This is a genomic window from Streptomyces sp. NPDC052036, assembly GCF_040680495.1.
Taxonomy (GTDB): Bacteria; Actinomycetota; Actinomycetes; order Streptomycetales; family Streptomycetaceae; genus Streptomyces.
Genome location: NZ_JBFAWW010000004.1, coordinates 299028 through 317037, shown reverse-complemented (window position 1 = coordinate 317037; position 18010 = coordinate 299028). Strand labels below are relative to the sequence as shown.

General features: G+C 71.9%; 17 protein-coding genes. 9 read left to right on the top strand and 8 right to left on the bottom strand.

The genetic code is table 11. From position 1 onward, the window contains the following. Positions 1-79 precede the first annotated feature (79 nt). Entirely contained in the window at positions 80-316 is a 237-nt protein-coding gene (locus tag AB0L95_RS09710; protein ID WP_365159530.1) for a hypothetical protein, read from the top strand. Position 317: 1 nt separating this feature from the next. Here the strand turns inward: AB0L95_RS09710 and moaA are convergent, their stop codons facing one another. The 3 genes from moaA to AB0L95_RS09695 all read right to left on the bottom strand — a co-directional run bounded on the left by moaA (position 318) and on the right by AB0L95_RS09695 (position 3427). Beyond that, positions 318-1307 (bottom strand): GTP 3',8-cyclase MoaA, encoded by a 990-nt coding sequence (gene moaA / locus AB0L95_RS09705; RefSeq protein ID WP_365159527.1) that lies wholly within the window; start codon positions 1305-1307, stop codon positions 318-320. 147 nt (positions 1308-1454) lie between these two features. Continuing rightward, complete coding sequence (locus AB0L95_RS09700) at positions 1455-3074, bottom strand: cation acetate symporter (RefSeq protein WP_365159525.1); 1620 nt, start codon at positions 3072-3074, stop codon at positions 1455-1457. After that, a complete protein-coding gene (locus tag AB0L95_RS09695) occupies positions 3071-3427 on the bottom strand; it encodes a DUF485 domain-containing protein (protein WP_311698166.1) in 357 nt (118 codons plus the stop codon). The genes AB0L95_RS09700 and AB0L95_RS09695 overlap by 4 nt, the downstream gene beginning before the upstream one ends. 298 nt (positions 3428-3725) lie before the next feature. Here AB0L95_RS09695 and AB0L95_RS09690 point away from each other — a divergent pair, with 298 nt between their 5' ends. The 3 genes from AB0L95_RS09690 to AB0L95_RS09680 all read left to right on the top strand — a co-directional run bounded on the left by AB0L95_RS09690 (position 3726) and on the right by AB0L95_RS09680 (position 7210). Further along, entirely contained in the window at positions 3726-5255 is a 1530-nt protein-coding gene (locus AB0L95_RS09690) for a S8 family serine peptidase (RefSeq protein WP_365159522.1), read from the top strand. 133 nt (positions 5256-5388) lie between these two features. After that, positions 5389-6822 (top strand): CoA transferase, encoded by a 1434-nt coding sequence (locus tag AB0L95_RS09685; RefSeq protein ID WP_365159519.1) that lies wholly within the window; start codon positions 5389-5391, stop codon positions 6820-6822. 226 nt (positions 6823-7048) lie between these two features. Continuing rightward, entirely contained in the window at positions 7049-7210 is a 162-nt protein-coding gene (locus AB0L95_RS09680; RefSeq protein ID WP_365159516.1) for a hypothetical protein, read from the top strand. Here AB0L95_RS09680 and AB0L95_RS09675 read toward each other — a convergent pair. Continuing rightward, the gene (locus AB0L95_RS09675; protein ID WP_365159514.1) at positions 7197-8243 is read right to left on the bottom strand and encodes a zinc-dependent alcohol dehydrogenase family protein; all 1047 of its coding nucleotides are present in this window, start codon (positions 8241-8243) and stop codon (positions 7197-7199) included. The two genes, AB0L95_RS09680 and AB0L95_RS09675, sit on opposite strands and share 14 nt — an antisense overlap. Before the next feature lie 191 nt (positions 8244-8434). Further along, positions 8435-9145, bottom strand: a complete 711-nt coding sequence (locus tag AB0L95_RS09670; protein ID WP_365159656.1) for a VIT family protein — start codon at positions 9143-9145, stop codon at positions 8435-8437. Positions 9146-9609: 464 nt separating this feature from the next. On the opposite strand from AB0L95_RS09670, the gene AB0L95_RS09665 reads away from it, so the two are divergent. From AB0L95_RS09665 to AB0L95_RS09645, 5 genes are all read left to right on the top strand, one after another. Next, positions 9610-10638, top strand: coding sequence for a DEDDh family exonuclease (locus AB0L95_RS09665; RefSeq protein WP_365159511.1), 1029 nt, complete (start codon positions 9610-9612; stop codon positions 10636-10638). Positions 10639-10731: 93 nt separating this feature from the next. Then, positions 10732-10965, top strand: coding sequence for a hypothetical protein (locus AB0L95_RS09660; RefSeq protein ID WP_365159508.1), 234 nt, complete (start codon positions 10732-10734; stop codon positions 10963-10965). Between the two features lie 48 nt (positions 10966-11013). After that, on the top strand, positions 11014-11802 hold the full coding sequence (locus AB0L95_RS09655) for an SURF1 family protein (protein ID WP_365159506.1): 789 nt from the start codon (positions 11014-11016) through the stop codon (positions 11800-11802). Positions 11803-12019: 217 nt separating this feature from the next. Further along, on the top strand, positions 12020-13804 hold the full coding sequence (locus AB0L95_RS09650; RefSeq protein WP_365159503.1) for a glycoside hydrolase family 15 protein: 1785 nt from the start codon (positions 12020-12022) through the stop codon (positions 13802-13804). Positions 13805-13809: 5 nt separating this feature from the next. Then, positions 13810-14565 (top strand): SDR family oxidoreductase, encoded by a 756-nt coding sequence (locus AB0L95_RS09645; RefSeq protein WP_365159500.1) that lies wholly within the window; start codon positions 13810-13812, stop codon positions 14563-14565. A 147-nt stretch (positions 14566-14712) separates the two neighbouring features. Here the strand turns inward: AB0L95_RS09645 and AB0L95_RS09640 are convergent, their stop codons facing one another. From AB0L95_RS09640 to AB0L95_RS09630, 3 genes are all read right to left on the bottom strand, one after another. Continuing rightward, on the bottom strand, positions 14713-15525 hold the full coding sequence (locus tag AB0L95_RS09640) for an enoyl-CoA hydratase/isomerase family protein (RefSeq protein WP_365159497.1): 813 nt from the start codon (positions 15523-15525) through the stop codon (positions 14713-14715). Positions 15526-15662: 137 nt separating this feature from the next. After that, on the bottom strand, positions 15663-15884 hold the full coding sequence (locus AB0L95_RS09635) for a helix-turn-helix domain-containing protein (RefSeq protein WP_010987827.1): 222 nt from the start codon (positions 15882-15884) through the stop codon (positions 15663-15665). 367 nt (positions 15885-16251) lie between these two features. After that, the gene (locus tag AB0L95_RS09630; protein ID WP_365159493.1) at positions 16252-17850 is read right to left on the bottom strand and encodes an ABC-F family ATP-binding cassette domain-containing protein; all 1599 of its coding nucleotides are present in this window, start codon (positions 17848-17850) and stop codon (positions 16252-16254) included. Positions 17851-18010: the final 160 nt, after the last annotated feature.

Sequence of the window (18010 nt, the reverse complement as noted above, 5' to 3'; positions counted from 1 at the left end):
GCCTTTCTGTGCCGTCGTGCTGTCACGTGTCGACCGGCTCATGGAGCGAGCGCGAAGGCACGTTAAGGTCGGGCATGTGATGCTCCCTGACCCCGATGCCCCCATCTGCTCCGCCAAGGGCTGCCGAGCCGCCGCCGTGTGGGTGCTCGCCTGGAACAACCCGAAGCTGCACACACCGGAGCGCCGCAAGACCTGGCTGGCGTGCGAGGAGCACCGCGAGCACCTGTCGAAGTTCCTGAGCGTACGAGGGTTCCTCAAGGACGTCGTGACGCTCGCGGAGTGGGAGTCCCCCGAGACCAGCCCGTCGGCGGACTGATTCAGCCGCCGATCGCGGACATCGGCCGCTCCGGCTGCAGGAACGAGGGGTCGTCCAGTCCCGAGCCCGCCTTCTTGCCCCACATCGCCAGACGCCAGATGCGGGCGATCTCCTCGTCGGGGGCGCCGGAGCGCAGCGCTTCGCGCAGATCGGTCTCCTCGGTGGCGAACAGACAGGTGCGTATCTGGCCGTCGGCCGTCAGCCGGGTGCGGTCGCAGGCCGCGCAGAAGGGTCGGGTGACCGAGGCGATCACGCCCACGCGATGCGGGCCCCCGTCGACGATCCAGCGCTCGGCCGGAGCGGCGCCGCGCTCCTCGGCGTTCTCGGGGGTCAGCTCGAAGCGGGTGCGCAGGGAGGCGAGGATGTCCGCCGCGGTGACCATGCCCTCGCGCTTCCAGCCGTGCTGGGCATCCAGGGGCATCTGTTCGATGAAGCGCAGCTCGTACCCTTCGCGGACCGCCCAGGCGAGCAGGTCCGGGGCCTCGTCGTCGTTGAGCCCCGGCATCAGGACGGTGTTGACCTTGATCGGGACGAGGTCCGCCTCGTGCGCGGCCCGGAGGCCGTCGAGGACGTCCCGGTGACGGTCCCGGCGGGTGAGCGCCTTGAAGACGTCGGGGCGCAGGGTGTCCAGGGAGACGTTCACCCGGTCCAGGCCCGCCGCTTTCAGGGCCGCGGCGGTGCGCTTGAGACCGATGCCGTTGGTGGTGAGGGACGTCTGGGGCCGGGGGGTCAGCGCGGCGACCCGCTCCACGATGCCGACCAGGCCGGGGCGCAGCAGCGGCTCGCCGCCGGTGAAGCGGACCTCGTCGATCCCGAGCGAGGTGACCGCGATGTCGATCAGGCGGACGATCTCGTCGTCCGTCAGCAGGTCGGGCTTGGCGAGCCACTGCAGGCCCTCCTCGGGCATGCAGTACGTGCACCGTAGATTGCACCGGTCGGTCAGGGAGACCCTCAGGTCGGTGGCCACCCGGCCATAGGTGTCGATGAGCACGGGGCCCCCTCCCTCGTCGCGGATCACTCTTCCGTCATCTGCGAGCCTACGTGACGGCGCCGACAACGGCAGCGGCCCGTCCCACGCGGTGCGCGACGACCGCGTCGCGGATGCGGCTTACTCCGCGACGCGGCCGTCGGCGGGCGGTCAGTGCGCCCCGGTGCCGGTCAGGGACCGTACCTCCAGCTCCGCGAACTTGCCGGGGTCCGGCTGCTCCTTGGACAGGAGCGTGCCGAGCCAGCCCAGCAGGAAGCCGACGGGGATGGAGATGATCCCGGGGTTCTCCAGCGGGAACCACTGGAAGTCGGCGTGCGGGAACATCGACGTCTCCTTTCCGGAGACCACCGGCGAGAACAGCACCAGGCCGACGGCGGTCACGAGGCCGCCGTAGATCGACCACAGGGCACCGGCGGTGGTGAACCTCTTCCAGAAGAGGCTGTAGAGGAGCGTCGGCAGATTGGCGGAGGCGGCGACCGCGAAGGCGAGGGCGACCAGGCCCGCCACGTTCAGGTCGCGTGCGAGGGCTCCCAGGCCGATGGAGACGGCACCGATGCCGACCGTCGCCCAGCGGGCCGCGTTCACCTCCTGCTTCTCGCTCGCCTGCCCCTTCTTGATGACGTTCGCGTAGATGTCGTGCGCGAACGACGAGGACGAGGCGAGGGTCAGGCCCGCGACCACCGCGAGGATCGTGGCGAAGGCGACCGCGGAGATGGAGGCCAGCAGGATCGCCCCCCAGTCGGAGTCCGTGCCTCCCAGGTGCAGGGCGAGCAGGGGCGCCGCCGTGTTGCCCGCCTTGTTGGAGGCGATGATCTCGTCGGGCTTGATCAGGGCGGCGGCGCCGAAGCCGAGGGCGAGGGTCATCAGATAGAAGGCGCCGATGAGGCCGATGGCCCAGTTCACCGACTTCCGGGCGGCCTTGGCGGTGGGCACCGTGTAGAAGCGGATCAGGATGTGCGGCAGGCCCGCGGTGCCGAGGACCAGGGCGATGCCCAGGGAGAGGAAGTCCAGCTTGCTGGTGCCGGTGGCGCCGTACTTCAGTCCGGGCTCCAGGAAGGCCGACCCCTTGCCGCTGTTGCTCGCGGCCTTGCCGAGCAGGTCCGAGAGGTTGAAGTGGAACTTCAGCAGCACCAGAAAGGTCAGCAGCAGGGCGCCCACGATCAGCAGAACGGCCTTGACCATCTGCACCCAGGTGGTGCCCTTCATACCGCCGACGGTGACGTAGACGATCATCAGGAGGCCGACCAGGGCGACGATGCCGACCTTGCCGCCGTCGCTGGTGATGCCGAGGAGCAGGGAGACCAGGACGCCCGCTCCCGCCATCTGGGCCAGCAGGTAGAAGATCGACACCACGATCGTGGAGGTGCCGGCCGCGGTGCGGACCGGGCGCTGGCGCATGCGGTACGCGAGGACGTCGCCCATGGTGTACCGGCCGGAGTTGCGCAGCGGCTCGGCGACCAGCAGCAGGGCCACCAGCCAGGCGACCAGGAAGCCGATGGAGTACAGGAAGCCGTCGTAGCCGAAGAGGGCGATGGCGCCCGCGATCCCGAGGAAGGACGCGGCGGACATGTAGTCGCCGGAGACCGCGAGTCCGTTCTGGAAGGCGGTGAACTGGCGGCCGCCCGCGTAGAAGTCGGCGGCGCTGCGGGTCTGGCGGCCCGCCCAGACGGTGATGACGAGGGTCGCCGCGACGAAGACCGCGAACAGCGTGATGATCAGTGGCCGGTGCTCGCTCGCCGCACCGGCGGCCAGGACGAGGGCCGGGCTCATGCGCCGCCCTCCATCCGGGACTTGATGGCCTCGGCCTTGGGGTCGAGCTGGGCGGCGGCGTGGCGCGAGTACCACCACGCGATCAGGAACGTGGTGAGGAACTGGGCGAGGCCGAGCACCAGGGCGACATTGACGTTGCCGAAGAGCTTGGTGCCCATGAACCCGTCCGCGTAGTTCGACAGCAGCACATAGGCCAGGTACCAGGCGATGAACGCCACGGTCAGCGGAAAGGCGAACGAGCGGTGGGAGCGGCGCAGTTCACCGAACTCGGCGCTCTCCTGGACCGCGATGAACGCGTCGGTGGACGGAAGACCTGTTCCGGTCTTGGAGGGGGGAGGTGCGTCGGTGGCCACGATGTCTCCTCGCATTGCGGACCTCACAGTGACATGGGTCACATCACCAGGTGCGACGGTAACGCTCCGGTGTGTGATCCGACAGGGGGCGGTGACCGCCGGGGTGCCCCCTGCCCGAGGTCACGGCGCGACTCATGGGCCGGTTCAACTCTCTTGGTTTCTTTTTTACGTGGTCCCCGCAATCTCATTGCCCACCGGTCGGGACCCGGATAGCGTCGCCCTGCACCACCCGTCATGTACCTGCCGGGATGCCACCGCGTTCCGGCTCGTTCACGTTTCCGGATGATGTGGAGATCCCATGGCTCATCTGCGTTCCAGACGCCGGCTCGCGCTCGCCGTGCCGGTCGTGCTGTCGCTCACCGCCTCCCTGGGCTTCCTGCCGAGCGCCGCGTCGGCCGCCCCGCGCACCGACACCGTGGTACGGACCGCGGACGGGCCCGAACTCGCCTACGTCGTCAACACCCGGACGGACCGTCACACGCTCGCCTCGGTGCAGCGGGCGATCACCGCTGCGGGCGGCTCGATCGTGGTGACGTACGACAGGATCGGCGTGTTCGTCGTCCACTCCGCGAACCCCGACTTCGCCGAGACGCTCCGTGGTGTGCACGGGGTGCAGTCCGCGGGCGCGACCCGGACCGCCCCGCTGACCGCGGCGGGCACGACGGACGAGGGCGCCGCGCAGTACCTGACGAAGGCGCAGGCGGCGAAGGCCGCGAGCGCCTCGGCGAGCGCGGGCGAGAGCGAGCCCCTCGAAGCCGATCAGTGGGATCTGCGCGCCATCGGCGCCGACAAGGCCGCGAAGATCGACCCCGGCAGCCGCAAGGTCACGGTCGCCGTCATCGACACCGGGGTCGACGACACCCACCCGGACCTCGCCCCGAACTTCTCCGCGTCGCAGTCCGCGAACTGCGTCGGCGGCAAGGCGGACACCTCCTACGGCGCCTGGCGCCCCGCGCAGCCCGACCACTACCACGGCACGCATGTCGCGGGTGAGATCGCGGCGGCCCGCAACGGCATCGGCGTCGCCGGTGTGGCGCCGAACGTCAAGGTCTCCGCGATCAAGGTGGCCGACCCGGTCAGCGAGCTGTTCTACCCCGAGAGCGTCGTCTGCGCGTTCGTGTTCGCCGCCGACCACGGCGTGGAGATCACGAACAACAGCTACTACGTGGACCCGTGGCTCTACAACTGCATGGACGACCCGGACCAGCGGGCCATCGTGGACGCGGTCGACCGGGCCCAGCGGTACGCCCAGCACAAGGGCACCCTCAGCATCGCCTCCGCGGGCAACTCCAACGACGACCTCGACTCCCCCTCCCTGGTCGACGCCTCCAGCCCCGACGACTCCACCGCGACGACCCGCACGGTCGACCCGCACGAGTGCTTCGACGTGCCGACCCAGCTGCCGGGTGTGGTCACGGTCAGCGCGACGGGTGTCACGAAGGCCAAGTCGTACTACTCCAGTTACGGCGACGGCGTGATCGACGTGGCGGCGCCCGGCGGTGACAAGTACCAGATCCCGGACACCCCGTCGAAGGACGGCCGCATCCTCTCCACGATGCCGGGCGGCCAGTACGCCTACCTACAGGGCACCTCGATGGCCTCGCCGCACGTCGCAGGTGTGGCCGCGCTGCTGAAGTCGGCGCATCCGCGGGCGACTCCGGCCCAGCTCCAGGCACTGCTCAAGGCCCAGGCCGACAACCCGGGCTGCCCGGCCGGTCCCTACGACGGCAACGGCGACGGGGTCGTGGACGCCACCTGCGTGGGCGGCAAGCGCGTGAACGGGTTCTACGGCTTCGGCGTCGTCAACGCGCTGCGCGCGGTGAAGTAGCCCCTCGGCCACCCGAGTTCACCGAAGGCCGCGGGCGTCCGCGCCGCCGACGGCAGGCCCCAGTGAAGCCGCTGCACTGGGGCCTGTCCCGGCCCCTCTGGTCATGATCCAGTTCACCGGGCATAGTCCCCCCATGACCGATACAGACGTGGCATGGGCGGCACTGGGCGGGGACCCCGCACTGACGCGCAAGATCTCGAACGTCGTGCGCGAGGGGACGCTGCCTTCGACGCTGCCGGTACGGGAGGTGGCGCGGGCCTGTGTCGGGGCCTGCGCGCTGGCCGCCGCCGAGTGGGGCGCACGGCGGGCCGGGCTGCCGGACGTGCCCGAGGTCCGGGTGGACGACGGAGCCGTGGCCACCGCCTTCCACAGCGAGCGCCAGCTGCGGGTCGACGGCCGCGCCCCGGTCAACTTCGCACCCCTGTCCCGGTTCTGGCGGGCGGCGGACGGCTGGGTGCGCACGCACGCCAACTATCCCCATCACCGCGGACGGCTGCTCGGCGCCCTCGGACTGGCGGCGGACGCGTCCGTGGAAACCGTGGCCGCCGTGATCGCGGAGCGGCCGGCCGTCGAGGTGGAGGACAGCGTGTACGCGGCCGGAGGGCTCGCGGTGGCGTTGCGCACGCCCGGACAGTGGGCGGCGCACGAACAGGCGCGTGCAGTGGCCGCACAACCGTTGGTGGGCCGTGAGCGGCTCGACAAGGCGCCCGTACGTCCCCTCGTCCCGCTCGTACGCCCCGCCGGCGAGCCCCTGCTGCCCGCCGCGGGACTGCGGGTGCTGGACCTCACCCGGGTCATCGCCGGCCCGGTGGCCACCCGCACGCTGGCGCTGCTCGGCGCTGACGTCCTGCGGATCGACAGCCCGCAGCTGCCGGAACTCCCCGATCACCACGCCGACATGAACTTCGGGAAGCGCTCCGCCGTCCTCGACCTGGCGGCGCCCGCTGACCGGCGGGCCTTCGAGGAACTGCTGGCGGAGGCGGACGTGGTCGTCACGGGCTATCGGCCCGGCGCGCTCGACCGCTGGGGGCTCACCGCCGAGCAGCTGGCCGAGCGGCGGCCCGGACTCGTGGTGGCGCAGTTGTCGGCGTGGGGGGCGTACGGGCCCTGGGGCGGGCGGCGGGGCTTCGACAGCCTGGTGCAGGTCGCCACCGGGATCGCGGTGACCGAGGGGTCGGTGGACGAGCCGGGGGCCCTGCCCGCCCAGGCGCTGGATCACGGCTCGGGGTATCTGCTGGCCGCGGCGGTCCTGCGGTCGCTCACCGAGCAGACGGAGGAGGGCGGCACCCGGCTCGTACGGCTGGCACTCGCACGGACGGCGGCCTGGCTGACGGACGGCACGGACCGGGCAGCCGAGGACACCGGGGCCGGGTACGACGGCCCGGAGGCCACGGCCGCTTACGACGGCCCGGAGCCCTGGCTCGCGGAGACCGACAGCGCCCTGGGGCGGCTGCGGTACTCCCTGCCGCCGGTGCACTTCACGGACGGACCGTCCGACTGGACACGGCCGCCCGGGCAGTGGGGACAGGATCCGGTCCGGTGGGCCACGGCGGCGTCGGCGGGCTGAAGGGGCCGGAGAGCGGGACCGGTCGCCGGGCCCCGGGCATCGGGTGAGGGGCGACGAGGGCTACGGGGCGGCGGGGCATACCGCTGCTCCGCCCTGCCTCCGCGCTGCACGGCACGGCACGGGAGAGGAGGGTGCCCACGGAGCGGGCGGGATGCGCCGGATGCCACCGGACACGTTCCTCGACCAGCTGACGTCCACGGCGTAGGGCCGCACCCTGATCGTCGCCGTGCTGCTGATGGCCCTGCTCGCCCTGAGCGCGCGGCGGCGGCTGCGGCGCACATCCGAGACGCTCGGCGCCGCCACCCCCGTGCGGAGATGGCGGCGCCGGGCCGGTCGTCGCGGTGTCCGGCTGCTGCCGGCGCTGCCGTTGCCGATCAGCCGGCCGTGACGAGCACCTTCAGGGCCGTGCGCTGGTCCATCGCCTTGTAGCCCTCGGGCACCCCTTCCAGGCCGACCGTCCGGTCGAAGACCGGCGAAGGGTCGATGGTGCCGTCGAGGACGTCGGGCAGCAGCTCGGGGATGTACGCGCGCACCGGGGCGACACCGCCGCGCAGGGCGAGGTTCCGGTCGAACATGATGCTCAGGTCGAGTCCGGTGCCGCTGCCGTGCGGAACACCGACGAAGCCGATGGCGCCGCCGTCGCGGGCGATGTTCACGGCGGTCCGCATCGACTGCTCGGTACCGACGGCCTCGACGACGGCGTGCGCGCCCTGACCGCGGGTCAGTTCCCGGACGGCCTCCACGGCCTCGTCGCCGCGCTCGGCGACGACGTCGGTGGCGCCGAAGCGGCGGGCGATGTCCGTACGGACCTGGTGGCGGCCCAGTGCGATGATCCGCTCGGCGCCGAGCCGCTTGGCGGCCAGCACGGCGCACAGTCCGACGGCCCCGTCACCGACCACGGCGACCGTGGCCCCCGGGCGGGCGCCCGCGCCGAGGGCGGCGTGGTGGCCGGTGCCCATGACGTCGGAGAGGGTCAGCAGCGCGGACAGCAGACGGTCGTCGGAGGCGGCCTCCTTGGGCAGCCGGACGAGGGTGCCGTCGGCGAAGGGCACGCGCACGGCCTCGCCCTGGCCGCCGTCGTAGCCGACGGAGCCCCAGAAGCCGCCGTGCTCGCAGGAGGTGGTGAGCCCCTCGCGGCAGTAGTCGCAGACGCCGTCGGACCACATGAAGGGCGCGACGACGAGGTCACCGCGCCGGACGCCGGTGACGTCGGAGCCGGTCTCCTCCACGAAGCCGAGGAACTCGTGCCCGATCCGCTGTCCCGGCTGCCGGGACGCCTCACCGCGGTAGGCCCACAGGTCGCTGCCGCAGATGCAGGCCCGCAGCACACGGACGATCGCGTCGGTGGGCTGGTGCACCACGGGCTCGGGCACGTCCTCCACCCGCATGTCGAAGGGGGCGTGGATGGTGGTGGCGCGCATGGCGAGGATCCTTCTCGTGCGATCGTTTCGGGTGCGCTCACAGGGTGGTCGAGCGCACTTCACGGTACGCCGTGACGGTCTTCGGTCGCGCGTCGAGGGGCCTCGGACCAGCGCCGCCGCACGGCGCACGCGGCCGGTGCGGGGCGCGGCTCCCTCACATTCCCGCGGCCCCCTCGCACCCCCGCGCCCCCTCACACCCCCGCGGCGCCCAGCAGCACCCCCGCCGCATAGGTGATCCCCATCGCCAGCGCCCCGCCCGCCACGTTCCGCACCACCGCGTGGCCCGGCCGCGCCGCGCCGAGGCGGGCGCTGGTCCAGCCGGTGATCACCAGGGCGGCCAGGACGGACAGGACCGTCACCGGGAGCCGCCAGGCCATGGGCGGCAGCACGATGGCGAGCAGCGGCAGCAGCGCGCCCACCGTGAAGGCGAGGAAGCTGGCCCACGCCGCGTGCCAGGGGTTCGCCAGTTCGTCGGGGTCGATGCCGAGCTCCACGCGCGCGTGGGCGCGCAACGCGTCCCGTGCCGTCAGCTGGGCGGCGGCCTCACGGGCCACCTCCCGCGTCAGGCCCCGACGCTCCAGCAGTCCGGTCAGCTCCTCCAGCTCCGCCTCCGGCTGCTCCGTCAGCTCCCGCCGCTCCAGGGTCAGCGCCGCCTTCTCCGAGTCCCGCTGCGTCGAGACGGACACGTACTCGCCCGCCGCCATCGACATGGAGCCGGCGAGCAGACCCGCGAGCCCCGCCGTCAGCAGCGCCCCGCGGTCGGTGGTGGCGCCCGCGACGCCGACGACGAGCCCCGCGGTGGAGACGATGCCGTCGTTGGCGCCGAGCACCGCGGCCCGCAGCCAGTTCAGCCGCGAGCCGAGCGCGCCCGCATGGGCCTCGTCGTGTGCCGGGCCGCCCATGGGCGCTCCACCGGGGACCTCATCACTCACGCCGGGAGGGTCTCATTCCGAGCGGGAAGGGACAGCGGGCCACGCCGACGGGCCCGAGGAGGACTCCGGTGCCGTCGTCCGCACCGGCCCCCGGCACGACGAAACGGGCGGCAGCGCACAGGAGTTCAGGGGTCGGTGTGAAGCTCCTCGCCCTCGGCACGCTCTGCCGGCGCCCTGTCGGCCGCCTCCGTAAGGGCGTTGTACGGCCCTCCGAGCACCCTCGGACGGAGGGCTCGACGGGGCCCCCGAGCGACCGTCATGAAAGCCCCACGGAAGGGCAACACGGACAGCGCGTGACGCGCGCCGGTCGGCCGGGGGTGAACTCCGGGGTGGGTCCGCGGGGTTGTGCGCACCCCGCGCGCGGGGTGCGCGACAGGCCCCGCCGGCCCGGGCAGGCACGCTGGTGTCAGTCGCGGCCCGTATCCTCAATGACCATGCTCGAAGACCGTACGACCGCAGGGTCCTCCCCCACACCGTGGCCGGCCGCGTATCCGATGGGTTACGCGGTCGTTGACGTGGAGACCACCGGCCTGGCCCGGGACGACCGGATAATCTCCGCGGCCGTCTACCGGCTGGACGCGCGCGGCGAGGTCGAGGACCACTGGTACACGATGGTCAACCCGGAGCGTGACCCGGGCCCGGTGTGGATCCACGGTCTGACGAGCGAGATGCTCCAAGGCGCCCCGCTCTTCGGGGACATCGCCGAGGAGTTCGGCTCCCGGCTGGCGGACCGGGTGCTCGTCGCGCACAACGCCGTCTTCGACTGGCAGATGATCGCGCGGGAATACGCGCGTGCGCGCAGCGAGGCGCCGGTGCGTCAGCGACTGTGCACCATCGCGCTCTCCAAGGAACTGGGACTTCCGCTGCCCAACCACAAGCTGGAGTCGCTGGCGGCGCACTTCGGCGTGGTCCAGCAGCGCGCCCACCACGCGCTCGACGACGCGCGGGTGCTGGCGGAGGCGTTCCGGCCCAGTCTGCGGGCGGCCGCGGCGGACGGTCTGCGGCTGCCGTTGCAGGAGTGCCGGGCGCTGACCGAATGGGCGGACCGGCCCGCGCCGCTCATCGGACAGCAGCCGGGCGGCTACGGCGGCTACCGGCCCGGCAGCTGGCGCCCCTCCCGCAAAAGGCCCGCATGCCCCTTCCCCAACCCGGGACGGTACGAAGAGGGCAAACCTCTCAAGCAGGGCATGCGGGTCGCCTTCTCCGGGGACACCTCGGTCGACCGGGAGCTGCTGGAGGACCGTGCGACGGAGGCCGGCCTGCATGTCTCGACGAGCCTGTCCCGGCTGACGAGCCTGCTCGTCACCAACGATCCTGACTCGGCCACGTCCAAGGTGGTCAAGGCGCGGCAGTTCGGCACGCCGGTGCTGGACGAGGCGGCGTTCGGCCAGCTGCTGCGAGACGTCGAGCCGGCGGCGGACAGAGCTGCCTCCGCCGCGGGGCGCGGCTCCGGCGGCCGCTGACGGACGGACGGGCGATCGGCGTCCGGGTGATTGCAGCGCGACTCGCCCGCCGCCCGCTCGCCCGCGCCGCGGCGACGGCTCACCCTGTGGCGCATGGCGAGATGCGAAGTATGCGGCAATGACTATGGAATGACTTTCGAGGTGCACGCGCAGGGCGAGGTGCACGTCTTCGACTGCTTCTCCTGTGCGATCCACCGTATGGCGCCGATCTGTGAACACTGTCGTGTGCAGATCATCGGGCAGGGTGTCGAGGCGGAGGGCCACTGGTACTGCGGAGCCCACTGCGCCCGCGCCGAGGGAAAGGCGGGGATCGTCGACCGGGTCTGAGGACACCCCCCTGACGGCTCCCCACGTACCGAGATGTACGGTCGTGGGGTGTACCGCTTCCTGTTGTCCCGGCAATGGGTGATCCTCACCCTTGTCGCCATCGCGCTCATCCCGACGATGATCGACCTGGGCTTCTGGCAGCTGCACCGCCATGAGCACAAGGTCGCGCTGAACAAGGTGATCACCGACTCGCTGGCGGCGACACCTGTCCCGGCCGAATCGCTGACCTCGCCCGGGGCGACGATCCCGCACGACGACCTGTACCGCCGGGTGACGGCCAAGGGCACCTTCGACACCGCCCACGAGGTCGTGGTGCGCCGTCGCACCAACTCCGACGGCGAGGTCGGCTACCACGTCCTGACCCCCTTCGTCCTGGACGACGGGAAGGTCCTCATGGTCAACCGGGGATGGATCCCGGCGAACGGCGCGCAGACCGCCTTCCCCAAGATCCCCGCGCCCGCGCAGGGCGAGACCACCGTCACGGGCCGGCTGATGCCGGACGAGACGACGGCGGAGAGCGGGATCAAGAACGTACAGGGGCTTCCGGACCGCCAGGTCATGCTGATCAGCAGCGGACAGCAGGCACAGAGTCTGGGCAAGCAGGTCCTCGGCGGCTATATCGAGCTGACCTCGCCCGCCCCGAAGGACGGCAGCCCCGAACTGCTGCCCGACCCCGAGCACAGCGACATCGGCCCGCACATGGCCTACGCCATCCAGTGGTGGCTGTTCTCGGCGGGCGTGCCCTTCGGCTGGTTCGTCCTGGCGCGCCGGGAGGCCCGCGACCGCGCCGAGGCGGCCGAGCAGCCGGAGGAGGAACCGGTACCGACACCGGCCTGACCGCGGCACCCGCGCCGGCCTGACCGCGGCACCCGCGCCGGCCTGACCGCCGCACCCGCGCCGGCCTGACCGCCGCACCGACACCAGCCTTACGGCCTACCGGCCACGACGCCTCCGGCCTCCGGCTCGGCCGGCGGAGCCGGAGGCCGGTAGGCCGACAGGGCCACCGGCACGATCAGGCTGATTCGACGCGGGATGCGCCGGGAACCCGCACCCCGTGCACCCCCGGATCGAGGATTACGCGCTCATCGGCGACGAGCAGAGCGCCGCCCTGGTCGGCCGCGACGGCTCCGTCGACTGGTTGTGTCTGCCCCGTTTCGACTCGCCCGCCTGCTTCGCCAGACTGCTCGGCGACGAGGAGAACGGCCACTGGACCATCGCCCCCGAGGGCGCCGGCTCCTGCACCCGCCGCGCCTACCGCCACGACACCCTCGTCCTCGACTCCGAGTGGGACACCCCCGACGGCTCGGTCCGCCTCACCGACTTCATGCCCCAGCGCGACCGCGCCCCCGACCTCGTCCGCCTGATCGAGGGCCTCGAAGGCCGCGTCACCCTGCACGGCCGGCTCCGGCTGCGCTTCGACTACGGATCCATCGTGCCGTGGGTGCGCCGGACCGACAGCGACCGCCTGGCCATCGCGGGACCCGACGCGGTGTGGCTGCGCAGCCACCCGGCGGTGCACACCTGGGGCAAGGACTTCGCCACCCACTCCGAGTTCACCGTCGGCAAGGGCGAGAAGGTCGCCTTCGTCCTCACCTGGCATCCCTCGCACCATCCCCGTCCCCCGCTCATCGACCCGTTCGAGGCGCTGGAGAACAGCGTCGACGACTGGCGGGCCTGGGCGTCCCGATGTCGTTACCGGGGCCCGCACCGGGACGCGGTGGTCCGCTCCCTGATCACCCTCAAGGCCCTCACCCACGAACCCACCGGCGGTATCGTCGCCGCCCCCACCACCTCGCTGCCGGAGTCGCTGGGCGGCGTTCGCAACTGGGACTACCGCTACAGCTGGCTGCGTGACTCGATGCTCACCCTGGAGGCCCTGCTGACGGCCGGTTACCACGAGGAGGCCGAGGCCTGGCGCGACTGGCTGCTGCGCGCGGTGGCCGGCGACCCGGCGGATCTGCAGATCATGTACGGGCTGTCGGGCGAGCGGCGCCTGCCCGAGTACGAGCTGCCCTGGCTGAGCGGATTCCAGGGTTCGGCGCCGGTCCGGATCGGCAACGACGCGGTGCGACAGCTTCAGCTGGACGTGTACGGCGAGGTCATCGACTCGCTGTCGCTGGCCCGGAGCGCGGGCCTGCCGCTCAGGCCGCACATGTGGCGGGTGCAGTGCGCGCTGATGGAGTTCCTGCGCACGGCCTGGCGCGAGCCGGACGCCGGGCTGTGGGAGGTGCGCGGCAAGCGCCGCCACTTCGTGTACTCGAAGGTGATGGCGTGGGTGGCCGCCGACCGGGCCGTCGGCGCCCTGGAGTCCGATCCCGGGCTCGGGGGCGATCTGGACGGCTGGCGGGCCATGCGGGACGAGGTGCACGAGGAGGTGTGCACACGCGGATTCGACCCCGAGCGCAACACGTTCACGCAGTACTACGGCTCGCGCGCGCTCGACGCCTCGCTGCTGCTGCTTTCACGCGTGGGCTTTCTGCCCGCGGACGATCCCCGGATCGTCGGCACCATCGACGCGGTGCGCTCGGAGCTGGCGGTCGACGGCCTCCTGCGCCGGTACAGCACGGAGGACTCCGATGTGGACCCGGTGCCCGGCGGCGAGGGCGCCTTCATCGTCTGCTCGTTCTGGCTGGCCCAGGCCCTGCACCGCGCGGGCCGCACCGACGAGGCCCGCGAACTGTTCGACCGGCTGGTGGGGCTCTGCAACGACGTCGGTCTGCTCGCCGAGGAGTACGACCCGGCGGCCGGCCGCCAGCTCGGGAACTTCCCGCAGGCGTTCAGCCACCTCGGTCTGGTGGGGACCGCCCTCGCCCTCTACGGGGACCGGACGGCAGGATAGGGACCATGGATCTTGGACTGAAAGACCGGGTGTACGTCGTCACCGGCGGCACCCGCGGGCTGGGCAACGCGGCCGCGAGGGAGCTCGCCGCCGACGGGGCGAAGGTCGTCGTCACGGGCCGTGACGAGCAGCGGGCCGCCGAGGCGGCGGCCGAGCTGGGTGCGAACGTGGTGGGGGTGGCCGTCGACAACGCCGACCCGGCGGCGCCCGCCCGGCTGATCTCCGCCGCGCGCGAGCACTTCGGCGGCTTCGACGGCATCCTCATCAGCGTCGGCGGGCCGCCGCCCGGCTATCTCGCCGACAACACGGACGAGCAGTGGACGACGGCCTTCGAGTCGGTGTTCCTGGGCGCGGTACGGCTGGCCCGCGCGGCCGCCGAGGAGCTGGCCGAGGGCGGTGTCATCGGATTCGTGCTGTCCGGTTCCGTGCACGAGCCGATCCCGGGCCTGACCATCTCCAACGGTCTGCGCCCCGGACTCGCGGGCTTCACCAAGTCCATCTCGGACGAGCTGGGCCCGCGCGGTATTCGTGCCGTGGCCCTGCTCCCGGCCCGCATCGACACCGACCGGGTACGCGAGCTGGACGCGCTCTCGGCGGACCCGGAGGCGACCCGGGCGGCGAACGAGGCCCGGATCCCGCTGCGCCGCTACGGCCGCCCGGAGGAGTTCGGCCGTGCCGCCGCGTTCCTGCTGTCACCGGCGGCCTCGTATCTGACGGGCATCATGCTCCCGGTGGACGGCGGCTTCCGGCACGGCTTCTGAGGCGAGCCGCCGCGCCGAACACCGTGATCACGCCGCCCCTCCGCGCCGGCCCGGGGCACACCCGACCGGCCGCCGCCCCCGCGCACCCGCCCGCCGCGTCGACCCGTCCGGTCGGCGGGCGGGCAGCGGAAAGCGGCCGTCGAGGCTTCAGTCGCCGCTGCCGGCCAGGTCCCGCAGGCGGCGGGCCTGCGCGGCCCGCTCGGCGGCGCGCTGCTCCTCGTAGGTCCGCTCCTGCGCCCCGCGCAGCAGTGTCTTGGTCTCGACGACCGCGTTGCGGTCCGCGGCGAGCAGGGCGGACGCCAGGTCGCGTACGGTGCCGTCGAGTTCCTCCCGCGGCACGGAGATGTTCGCGAGCCCGCTGGCCACGGCCTCCTGGGCCAGGACGAAGCGGCCCGTCACACAGATCTCCAGTGCGCGGGCGTACCCGACCAGGCTCACCAGCGGATGCGTGCCGGTGAGGTCCGGGACGAGGCCCAGGCTGGTCTCACGCATGGCGAACTGCACATCGTCCGCGACGACCCGCAGGTCACAGGCGAGCGCGAGCTGGAACCCCGCGCCGATGGCGTGTCCCTGCACGGCGGCGATGGACACGATGTCGTTGCGCCGCCACCAGGTGAACGCCTCCTGGAATCCGGCGATGGCCGCGTCCAGCTCGGTGTCGCTGCTGCGCGCGAGGTCGATGAAGTTCGGCTCGCCGGGGATCCCCTCGGGCGTGAACATCTGGCGGTCCAGCCCCGCCGAGAACGACTTGCCCTCGGCGCGCAGCACCACCACACGGACGGAACCGGGCAGCGCACGTCCGGCCTCCGCCAGCGCCCGCCACAGAGCGGGGCTCTGCGCGTTGCGCTTGTCGGGGTTGGTCAGCGTCACCGTGGCGATCGTGCCGTCGACGGTGAGCCGAACGCCGTCCGTGTCGAGTACCGGGCCGTCCTTGTCGAATTCCGGGTCGAGCGAGGCCATGCGGCGCCTCCGATGGGTGCGGTCAGGAGAGGATGTCGTCCGAGGACATCACATCCGTAAGTGACTGCACAGTAACCACCCGGCCGGTCACCCGACCGACCGGGTGGCCACCGTCGAAGCCGATGAGCCGCCCGGCGTCAGGCCGTCGTGGCCTTCTTGCCCCTTGTCGCCCCGCCACGCCCTCGCAGCGTGACGCCCGACTCGCTGAGCATCCGGTGAACGAAGCCATACGAGCGGCCGGTTTCCTCGGCCAGTGCCCGGATGCTCGCACCGGAGTCGTACTTCTTCTTCAGGTCTGCCGCGAGCTTGTCGCGCGCGGCGCCGGTCACCCGGCTGCCCTTCTTCAGAGTCTCGGCCACCCGTGCCTCCTCATGGGAAGTGCGCTCTGGTCTCCTCATGATCACCCCTCGGGGGCGTGATGGCCACCCATTCGGCAAGGTCCGTGCCACAAGGTTGTGACGGCAGGAGCGCATCCCCACGAGTGGAATCAGGGGTTCCGCCCGGTCGCGTCCGTACGCCCGAACGGGTTCATCCGGGAACCACCAGGTCAGCGACGCACCGCGGCCGAGCCCTTGGGACAAAAGGGCTCGGCCGCGAATTGCGTGTAGGACACACCTCGGTACGAGGAGATCTCACACAGATGATGGATCACGGATCGGCCGAATGATCCATGCGCAGGGGATCATCCGTGCGGTCAACCGGGGCTGACGCCCGCGGGTGCGGGCGTCAGGCGAGGGTGACGAGGTCGGCGTAGCCGGCGCCCCACAGGTCCTCGACGCCGTCGGGCAGCAGGATGATCCGCTCCGGCTGGAGGGCCTCGACCGCGCCCTCGTCGTGGGTGACGAGGACCACGGCGCCCTTGTAGGTGCGCAGCGCGCCGAGGATCTCCTCGCGGCTGGCCGGGTCGAGGTTGTTGGTGGGCTCGTCGAGCAGCAGCACGTTCGCCGACGACACCACGAGGGTGGCGAGGGCGAGACGGGTCTTCTCGCCGCCGGAGAGCACCCCGGCCGGCTTGTCGACGTCGTCGCCGGAGAACAGGAAGGAACCGAGCACCTTGCGGACCTCGACGAGGTCCATGTCGGGGGCGGCGGAGCGCATGTTCTCCAGGACCGTGCGGTCCGCGTCCAGGGTCTCGTGCTCCTGGGCGTAGTAGCCCAGCTTGAGGCCGTGACCGGGCACGACGGCACCCGTGTCCGGCTGCTCCACACCGCCGAGCAGCCGCAGCAGGGTGGTCTTGCCGGCGCCGTTGAGGCCGAGGATGACGACCCGGGAGCCCTTGTCGATGGCCAGGTCGACGTCGGTGAAGATCTCCAGCGAGCCGTACGACTTCGACAGGCCCTCGGCCATCAGCGGGGTCTTGCCGCAGGGCGCGGGCTCCGGGAAGCGGAGCTTGGCGACCTTGTCGGACTGGCGGGCGGCCTCCAGGCCGGCCAGCAGCTTGTCCGCGCGGCGGGCCATGTTCTGCGCGGCGACCGTCTTGGTGGCCTTGGCGCGCATCTTGTCCGCCTGCGCGTTCAGCGCGGCGGCCTTCTTCTCGGCGTTCTGCCGCTCGCGCTTGCGGCGCTTCTCGTCGGCCTCGCGCTGCTGCTGGTAGAGCTTCCAGCCCATGTTGTAGATGTCGATCGCGGCGCGGTTGGCGTCCAGGTAGAACACCTTGTTGACGACCGTGTCGACCAGTTCCACGTCGTGCGAGATCACGATGAAGCCGCCGCGGTAGGTCTTCAGGTAGTCGCGCAGCCAGACGATGGAGTCGGCGTCGAGGTGGTTGGTCGGCTCGTCGAGCAGCAGGGTGTCCGCGTCGGAGAACAGGATGCGGGCCAGCTCGATACGGCGGCGCTGACCGCCGGAGAGCGTGTGCAGGGGCTGGCCGAGCACACGGTCGGGCAGATTGAGCGCGGCGGCGATGGTGGCGGCCTCGGCCTCGGCGGCGTACCCGCCCTTGGTGAGGAACTCCGTCTCCTGGCGCTCGTACTGCTTGAGGGCCTTCTCGCGGGTGGAGCCCTTGCCGACGGCGATGCGCTGTTCGTTCTCGCGCATCTTGCGGATCAGCACGTCGAGGCCGCGCGCGGAGAGGATGCGGTCGCGGGCCAGCACGTCCAGGTCGCCGGTGCGCGGGTCCTGGGGCAGATAGCCGACCTCGCCGGAGCGGGTGACGGTGCCCGAGGCGGGGACGCCGTCGCCGGCGAGGACCTTGGTGAGGGTGGTCTTGCCCGCGCCGTTGCGGCCGACCAGGCCGATGCGGTCGCCCTTGGCGACACGGAAGCTGGCGTTCTCGATGAGGATGCGGGCACCGGCGCGCAGCTCGATACCGGAGGCGGAGATCACGGACAGACTCCAGGACTCGGATTCCCCTGCTCGCAGCATGGGCGGCGTGGGGGAGGGTGGCGGGATGGACGGCTGAGGACGTTCCCGCCGTCTAATGCGCGAGGAGAATGGCCATGGGCCCCAGTCTAACGGTGGCGTGCAAGCGCTTTTTCAGTACGCG

Bases quoted from the DNA above. Each gene is read 5' to 3' on its own strand.
- AB0L95_RS09645 (WP_365159500.1), top strand. From the start codon at position 13,810: ATGGATCTTGGACTGAAAGACCGGGTGTACGTCGTCACCGGCGGCACC.
- AB0L95_RS09700 (WP_365159525.1), bottom strand. From the start codon at position 3,074: ATGAGCCCGGCCCTCGTCCTGGCCGCCGGTGCGGCGAGCGAGCACCGG.
- AB0L95_RS09670 (WP_365159656.1), bottom strand. From the start codon at position 9,145: ATGGGCGGCCCGGCACACGACGAGGCCCATGCGGGCGCGCTCGGCTCG.
- AB0L95_RS09710 (WP_365159530.1), top strand. From the start codon at position 80: ATGCTCCCTGACCCCGATGCCCCCATCTGCTCCGCCAAGGGCTGCCGA.
- AB0L95_RS09665 (WP_365159511.1), top strand. From the start codon at position 9,610: ATGCTCGAAGACCGTACGACCGCAGGGTCCTCCCCCACACCGTGGCCG.
- AB0L95_RS09685 (WP_365159519.1), top strand. From the start codon at position 5,389: ATGACCGATACAGACGTGGCATGGGCGGCACTGGGCGGGGACCCCGCA.
- AB0L95_RS09660 (WP_365159508.1), top strand. From the start codon at position 10,732: ATGGCGAGATGCGAAGTATGCGGCAATGACTATGGAATGACTTTCGAG.
- AB0L95_RS09675 (WP_365159514.1), bottom strand. From the start codon at position 8,243: ATGCGCGCCACCACCATCCACGCCCCCTTCGACATGCGGGTGGAGGAC.
- AB0L95_RS09690 (WP_365159522.1), top strand. From the start codon at position 3,726: ATGGCTCATCTGCGTTCCAGACGCCGGCTCGCGCTCGCCGTGCCGGTC.
- AB0L95_RS09640 (WP_365159497.1), bottom strand. From the start codon at position 15,525: ATGGCCTCGCTCGACCCGGAATTCGACAAGGACGGCCCGGTACTCGAC.